Source organism: Herbaspirillum sp. alder98 (assembly GCF_020179755.1).
Taxonomy (GTDB): domain Bacteria; phylum Pseudomonadota; class Gammaproteobacteria; order Burkholderiales; family Burkholderiaceae_D; genus Herbaspirillum.
Window position 1 is genome coordinate 1 of the sequence record NZ_JAIUCY010000019.1, and the last position, 6,740, is coordinate 6,740.

The window sequence follows — 6,740 nt, forward strand, 5'->3', positions numbered from 1 at the left end:
CCAAGGATCTCTGGTGAAGCGCGCTTTTCCTGGCTGAGGGCCGCTATACCAACCATCTTCGCAAGTGCGATATTTTTCCCTCACTTCTTTTTCGGTGAGGTATTTCCCGTTCACGGCTTGCGCATCAACGATAGGCGGGAAAACTTGAAAAACGAACCCAACTATCAACAGGAAGACAAATTGTCCCAAAGAGATTCTCATGTTCTTAAAATTGCACCCAAAAAAGGACGCCTACCCGGCATCCAGTTGATCGCCAGCGCACCGTCACCGTGAACAAAAAAGGCCGCTGAGCATGGTCAACTATCTTGATCGAAAAAAAATGTGGATCGCAATGAGCCGCTTGCCTAATGTCCCAGCGGCTGAATTCGCCTCGACATGATCTGGGCTCAAAGAACGGCAGTCTCGCCGACACAAGCATCCGGATTCCCGGCGAAACCGCATCCCACCTCATCGTCGTTTCGCTTCAAATGAAACGCGAGCGCTTCTGCGCCTTCAAGATCCGTACTCACAAAGCCTGCGGGCAGACAAAAGCGCTGCGCAAATTCTGGAGCAACAACCCGCCCACGGATCTTTGGTGAAGCGCGCTTTTCCTGGCTGAGGGCCGCTATACCAACCCTCCTCACAAGTGCGATATTTTTCCCCCATTTCTTTTTCGGTGAGGTATTTCCCGGTTTGTGCGTTGCACTCGCTAGGTCAATACCCCCATCCAAAAAATCTCATTTCGCGAGAACAGTGATTTTCGGCAATTGCATGCTCGTTGTAAATAGATGTAACGGGTATTTTCAAAAATAAATTTACATGGTTAATTTTTTATTCACTTATTATTAAAATCACATCCAAAAATCATGCAAAGAACCAGCTGATTGTTGATTTTCTCGCCGATTCCCCTCTCCATTTGGTCCACCTTCCCTTGCCTGCTGAAGGTAAATTCTCTTAAGTTCAGGAACCTCTGTTCATGGCTAGTCTTTGCTCGCAAGATTTACCTGGCTCAGCGCTGAGCCAGGCAGAAAGTCGCGGCGCGAATTCATCTAGGGCGCTGGATGATCGCCTGGAGAGGTAGGAAGACCCGATTGCTCCGGATCGGATCTAGCGACGAACCGTGTTTCGAGAGATGCCCAGCCGACGGGAGATTTCCCTGATCGAGATGCAGTCTCTGATGTACCTGCGTCGAATAATTCCAAGTAGGGCCACGTCTATCACTCCGTTCTCCCACTCGCTCTGATGAGCAGGATTGTGGTCTAAACATTGGTAATCGCCCCCCCTTAAAACTCGCGTCGTCAGAAGTAGAATTTTCTCACTGAGGAGTTCTACACATGAAGAGATCGAAATTCACGGACAGCCAGATCATTGATGCCATCAAGCGAGTCGAGACTGGTCTTGGTGCTCCGGACATCTGCCGCGAGCTGGGCATCAGCACCGCGACGTTCTACCAGTGGCGCTCGAAGTACGGCGGCATGGAGGTCTCAATGATGGCACGCATGAAAGAGCTGGAAGCCGAGAATGCTCGGCTGCGCAAGATGTACATCGAAGAGAAACTCAAGGCCGAGATCGTGGCCGAGGCACTCAAAAAAAACTGGTGAGGACATCTCGCCGTAGCGAGATGGCTAAACGGGCTGTTCAAGAACGCGGCATGCCGATCAAGCTTGCCTGCCAGGCATTCAAGGTGAGCGAGGCCTGCTATCGCTACGTCAGCAAGCGCAAGCCGGAGGATGAGGAGATCGCCAACTGGCTGCTCCGCCTGACTGATAATCATCGGAATTGGGGCTTCGGTCTGTGCTTCCTGTATCTGCTTAACGTCTGTGGCTTCGGATGGAATCAGAAGCGCGTCTACCGCATTTACCGCGAACTGGAGCTGAACCTACGCATCAAGCCGCGCAAGCGGTTGATTCGAGAAGTGCCCCACCCGCTTGCCGTACCTGGCGGCTCTAACCAGACCCGGTCGATGGACTTCATACACAATCAGCTGGCAGACGGGCGAAGTATCCGCGTGTTCAATGTCATCGACGACTTCAATAGGGAGGCGCTGGGCATCGAGGTAGATCTGTCACTGCCATCGAAGCGGGTAATTCGCAGTCTGAAACGTATCATCGAATGGCGAGGCAAGCCGCGTGCAATTCGTTGCGACAACGGCCCGGAGTATCTGAGTGGTGCAATGACCCATTGGGCACAACAGACGGGCATAGAACTGCAATACATCCAGCCTGGACAGCCACAACAGAATGCTTATGTAGAACGGTTCAACAGGACAGTGCGCTACGAATGGCTACCGCAATATCAATGGGACGATCTGGAGCACGTTCAGCAATTTGCGACTAACTGGATGTGGACCTACAACCACGAATGTAATGACCCAGCCAAACCTGCTCACTTTATGCGGCTAATGCAAATGCCTCAGCCGGGGTCTTCATACTCAGTGCCTGGTGGGGCCGCTGGTTGTTATAAAAGCCAATCCAGTCACCAATGACTCGACTGGCGTGCTGCAATGTTTCGAAGCGATGCCGATGAGCGCATTGTTCCTTCAGGGTTCGGATGACGCGCTCGACCATACCATTCTGCTGCGGGCAGTGCGGTGTAATGAACTCCTGCATCAGCCCATAGCTGCGCACCAAGGCCATGTAACTGCGACTGGTGAACACCAGACCATTGTCGGACCTGAGCAAGAACGGCGCCGTCACGCGGCCCAGCGAACCATAACGCGCGATCAGCGCCTGCTCCAACGCAGACTCGGCCGTCTTCGACTTTCCTGAACGAGACAGATGCCAGCCCAGTAATTCCCGCGTGTGGCAGTCAATAACCAGCGCCAACACCGCCCAGCCATCGCGTCCCGCCCAGATCCGACACAGATCGGTTGCCCAGCGCTGGTCGGGTCCTGTGGCCACCGATGGCAAGGCTTTCACCCTGGGGCGAAAGCCAATCGACCGCTTCTTGACTTGCCAACGTCTGATCTGAAAGATCCGCTGCACCGTATTCTTGTTGAACCCGAGCAGACCTGCCACCGTGCGATAACCGAAGGACGGTTCCTCCAGAATCATCTTGCGGATGGGTTCGGCAAAGCGTTCCTGCACTTTGGGCTCGGTCTTCACAGACTTGTAGTAGGCGGTGCGCCTGGGAATCCCAAACCACACGCAGATCTTGCTGACGGCCACATCGAAACCATCTTCTTTGAGTCCATGGCGGATGGTCTCGATTACTTGTCTTCCTCGCCCAGCAGGGACGCCAATTTTTTTCTGGCGCGCAGCTCCAACATGGCTTCACCATAGGCTTCTTGCAGCTCCTTGAGCTGGCGCTCGTACTGCTCCTTGACGTCCAAGGGCTTGGCACGAAGGGCATTCTCCATCCCCTTACGCCCGTCATCGACCCATTCCTCGATCTCTGAAGGCGGGATATCAAACGATCGGCTAGCCTCGGCCACCGTCGTCTTTCCCTGGATGATTTCCATCACCAGCGCCGCTTTGCGCTTGGCTGTCCAACGCTTGAATTCTTCTTCCATGACCTTGCTCACTTTGATTTCCTTTCAGGATTATCTACTGAGCAGGTTTTTAGTGGGTCATTACACGAACGCCCTAACATGACCTTGGGCGGATTTACCCCGAAACAGCGGCTGGCCATGGCTGCTTGACGTTTCTACTTCTACCAAACGCTAGAAATGGGGGGATTACCGCATCAGCCGACCGTATCAACTAATCAAGACATGCGTTCGCCATATCTTGCTTGATTTGCACCTCTTGATCACGCGACAGCATAGTGCCGGTTTGCTTGATAGCGTGACGATCCATGAACGTCAGGGCGGACACACCCGACAATGTATCGCTATTCACCACTCCTCTTGCGAGCAAAGGATAGGGATATCCTTTATCTGCCAACCAGGTGTAAGCCTGGCTAGCCCCACCAGCTGCAACCATCTCTTTTAGCCAGCGTATGTCAGCAGTTGTTATGATCTGTGGAATTTTCGTTGGCATGTTTAATTTTTATTCAGAGGGCATGCTGGCGCTGACGGTAAACAGCCAACAAAAAACTGAAGAAAGATCTTTTTTGCTTTGTCTTCAAGATCACTCCATTCACTCAGTTTATCGACCGGGTATCTGATGAATCCTTGTACAGCTGCTTCAGGCCACATAGAAAAATAATGTCGGCAGATAAAGCTTCCCCCTGGAACGGGAGGAGGCCCTGCTCGGCACTCAATGAATGTGGCAATCCTAGAACCGGCTCGGCGATAGTAATAATGGTAGTTATTACGGTCATACTTCAACTCATCTACAGGCGCCGTTTTTTCCATAACTAGGCCATGAAACGTACCACTAACCTTTTCGAATCTAATAGATGAAGAAACTACGTATTTCCGGTTTACGTAAAACCTGTTCAGAAAGTTATCCATCCCCCAACTCGAGAACTCCGGCAAATTCCCCTGATACGAAAACTCAACCCAATCATCTCCGCTGCCTTTTTCTACGGAATGAACCCAGCTTGAATAGTTAGCTGCTGTCAGAGGCGCTAAATCTCCTTGATGCACATACACCGACAGATTCACGATGGGTGACCCAAGAGAATGCGAAGTCCTCTTTTCACCAGAATTACTTGCATCCCACGGATGGTCGTCCCCGTACTCCACCATGAAAGAGTGCGGTCCTTTCATATAGTTGGCAGGAACTCGAATTTGCACCCCGTTTAGCTGCCCTTCAACAAAGGGCTCTGATGCGAATAAATTCTCTGGTAATTTTTTTACAACATCTTCATTCGCGACAGAAATTGCACCTTTGCATAAGCTGGCTAAGAGCACTATGGCTATAACCAATAATAAAATTCGCTTTGGTGCGATCATATTTAATAATTCTTATATGAACAAAGAACTCATTGCTTCTAATTCTTTGAAGTATTTTTGAGTCTGTCTGGACGCATCCACGAACATGCGAAAGCTATGCCGAAAAACCAAGCCAACATACCGAAGCCATTTCTAACCTTCGCCCCGCCTTCTAGATTTTTCTTGGCGCGATCTTGAGACAAAATATTGATCTCATTGATGTCAATTCGAGCAACCACCCGATTATTACCCGTTTGATAGAACCAAATAGTTGCCTCTGGCTTGCCCCTTTTCTTTAAGTCAGAGACAAAAGACCGAATATCAACCCCTTCATTAAAGTGCCACGAGGGGATAACAATCTCCTCAGCAGGAACACTTCTATTTTTGAAGATAGCATCGGAGGTTCTGGACTTATAGACACTGACGTCGAACGGTCTGACTGGAATCAACATAGCATCCGAAGGAAGTACCCCCAGTGAACGCCAGGGACTCTGAATAATCAGACACACGCCAAATGCGACCAATAGTGCAAATTTCAAAAACGTGAAATTGCGACAAAGCCGGCCCCAAATTGCCATTAAATTCTTCCACTCAGCGCTAGATAAGAAATCCTGTTGACATATGCCTCCCCCAAAAACGGTAGGAGAACGTACACCTCTAACATTCCACCCACGTTCTATCTATCTGCATCGAAAAAATAGACGCTTGGTTGCACAACTTTGCAATCCTGCTTTTTTCACAGCAAACTAGAAAGCCGCTACCTTCGACGCACTCTCATCGCATCCACCCACGCTGCTTGTGCCTTGCACTCGCCAGGTCAATACCCCATCAAAAAATCTCATTTTGCGAGAACAGTGATTTTCGGCAATTGCATGCTCGTTGTAAATAGATGTAACGAGTATTTTCAAAAATAAATTTACATGGGTAATTTTTTATTCACTTATTATTAAAACCACATCCAGAAATCATGCAAAGAACCAGCTGATTGTTGATCTGCTCGCCGATTCCCCTCTCCATTTGGTCCACCTTCCCTTGCCGGCTGAAGGTAAATTCTCTTAAGTTCAGGAACATCTGTTCAGGGCTCGTCTTTGCTTGCAAGATCTGCCTGGCTCAGCGCTGAGCCAGGCAGAAAGTCGCGGCGCGAATTCATCTAGGGCGCTGGATGATCGCCTGGAGAGGTAGGAAGACCCGATTGCTCCGGATCGGATCTAGCGACGAACCGTGTTTCGAGAGATGCCCAGCCGACGGGAGATTTCCCTGATCGAGATGCAGTCTCTGATGTACCAGCGTCGAATAATTCCAAGTAGGACCACGTCTATCACTCAGTTCTCCCACTCGCTCTGATGAGCAGGATTGTTGGGGGCAGGTCACTGGGAGCGGAAACGCCCGGCTGCGCCGGGATGTACATCGAAGAAAAGCTCAAGGCCGAGATCGTGGCCGAGGCCCTCGAAAAAACTGGTGAAGCCATCTCGTCGTAGCGAGATGGCCAAACGCGTTGTTCAAGAGAGCGGTGTGTCGATCAAGCTTGCTTACCAGGCGTTCAAGGTGGGCGAAGCCTGCTATCGCTACATCAGCAAGCGTGGGCCCGAGAACGAAGAAATTACCAACTGGTTGCTGGGGCTGACAAATAACCATCTAAGATTCGTGAATAAAAACTATGTATTTTTTCCCTCGGCATTACCCGTCTCCCCGCATGCACGGAATAATGTAAGTCCCCCGTCAAATCGATATATTTAAGAACTTCACTTGGGCTAGTGATTGGCAAGTTCTATCTTCTATTTCTTATTTTTTCTCATCGACGCCAAATGCTTCCCGGACCGTCTGCGAAGCATTGAAGCCTTTATTGCGATCAATCTCCGCTATCTTGTCCGAATACCACTCAGGGATCTCGATGACGTAAGGAAATTTGGAAATTGCCTTATTGAGGTTGCTCTCATTAGCA

Annotated in this window: 9 protein-coding genes and 2 pseudogenes; 5 read left to right on the forward strand and 6 right to left on the reverse strand. The window is 50.2% G+C overall.

What is annotated here, in order from left to right; genetic code table 11:
* From LBW87_RS23710 to LBW87_RS23720, 3 genes and pseudogenes are all read left to right on the forward strand, one after another.
* Window positions 1–273, forward strand: a 273-nt coding sequence (locus LBW87_RS23710; protein ID WP_225203944.1) for a hypothetical protein, incomplete at its 5' end; no start/stop codon positions are given.
* A 74-nt stretch (window positions 274–347) separates the two neighbouring features.
* Window positions 348–578 carry a hypothetical protein gene (locus tag LBW87_RS23715; protein ID WP_225203945.1) on the forward strand — a complete coding sequence of 77 codons (231 nt, stop codon included), beginning with the start codon at window positions 348–350 and terminating at the stop codon, window positions 576–578.
* Window positions 579–1,313: 735 nt separating this feature from the next.
* Window positions 1,314–2,341 (forward strand): annotated as a pseudogene (locus LBW87_RS23720) (IS3 family transposase); the annotation flags it as partial.
* A gap of 28 nt (window positions 2,342–2,369) precedes the next feature.
* On the opposite strand, the gene LBW87_RS23725 reads toward LBW87_RS23720, so the two are convergent.
* A complete protein-coding gene (locus tag LBW87_RS23725; RefSeq protein ID WP_225203946.1) occupies window positions 2,370–3,146 on the reverse strand; it encodes an IS3 family transposase in 777 nt (258 codons plus the stop codon).
* 41 nt (window positions 3,147–3,187) lie between these two features.
* Window positions 3,188–3,502, reverse strand: a complete 315-nt coding sequence (locus LBW87_RS23730) for a transposase (protein ID WP_225203947.1) — start codon at window positions 3,500–3,502, stop codon at window positions 3,188–3,190.
* Here LBW87_RS23730 and LBW87_RS24100 point away from each other — a divergent pair.
* Window positions 3,494–3,619 (forward strand): annotated as a pseudogene (locus LBW87_RS24100) (IS3 family transposase); the annotation flags it as partial. The gene LBW87_RS23730 and the pseudogene LBW87_RS24100 sit on opposite strands and share 9 nt — an antisense overlap.
* Window positions 3,620–3,680: 61 nt before the next feature.
* On the opposite strand, the gene LBW87_RS23735 reads toward LBW87_RS24100, so the two are convergent.
* From LBW87_RS23735 to LBW87_RS24030, 4 genes are all read right to left on the reverse strand, one after another.
* Window positions 3,681–3,959 carry a hypothetical protein gene (locus LBW87_RS23735; RefSeq protein ID WP_225203948.1) on the reverse strand — a complete coding sequence of 93 codons (279 nt, stop codon included), beginning with the start codon at window positions 3,957–3,959 and terminating at the stop codon, window positions 3,681–3,683.
* Between the two features lie 2 nt (window positions 3,960–3,961).
* The gene (locus tag LBW87_RS23740; RefSeq protein ID WP_225203949.1) at window positions 3,962–4,819 is read right to left on the reverse strand and encodes a hypothetical protein; all 858 of its coding nucleotides are present in this window, start codon (window positions 4,817–4,819) and stop codon (window positions 3,962–3,964) included.
* 38 nt (window positions 4,820–4,857) lie between these two features.
* Window positions 4,858–5,250, reverse strand: coding sequence for a hypothetical protein (locus LBW87_RS23745; protein ID WP_225203950.1), 393 nt, complete (start codon window positions 5,248–5,250; stop codon window positions 4,858–4,860).
* Between the two features lie 756 nt (window positions 5,251–6,006).
* Window positions 6,007–6,120 (reverse strand): winged helix-turn-helix transcriptional regulator, encoded by a 114-nt coding sequence (locus tag LBW87_RS24030; RefSeq protein ID WP_320442751.1) that lies wholly within the window; start codon window positions 6,118–6,120, stop codon window positions 6,007–6,009.
* Window positions 6,121–6,141: 21 nt separating this feature from the next.
* On the opposite strand from LBW87_RS24030, the gene LBW87_RS23955 reads away from it, so the two are divergent.
* The gene (locus LBW87_RS23955) at window positions 6,142–6,276 is read left to right on the forward strand and encodes a hypothetical protein (protein WP_265113052.1); all 135 of its coding nucleotides are present in this window, start codon (window positions 6,142–6,144) and stop codon (window positions 6,274–6,276) included.
* Window positions 6,277–6,740 lie beyond the last annotated feature (464 nt).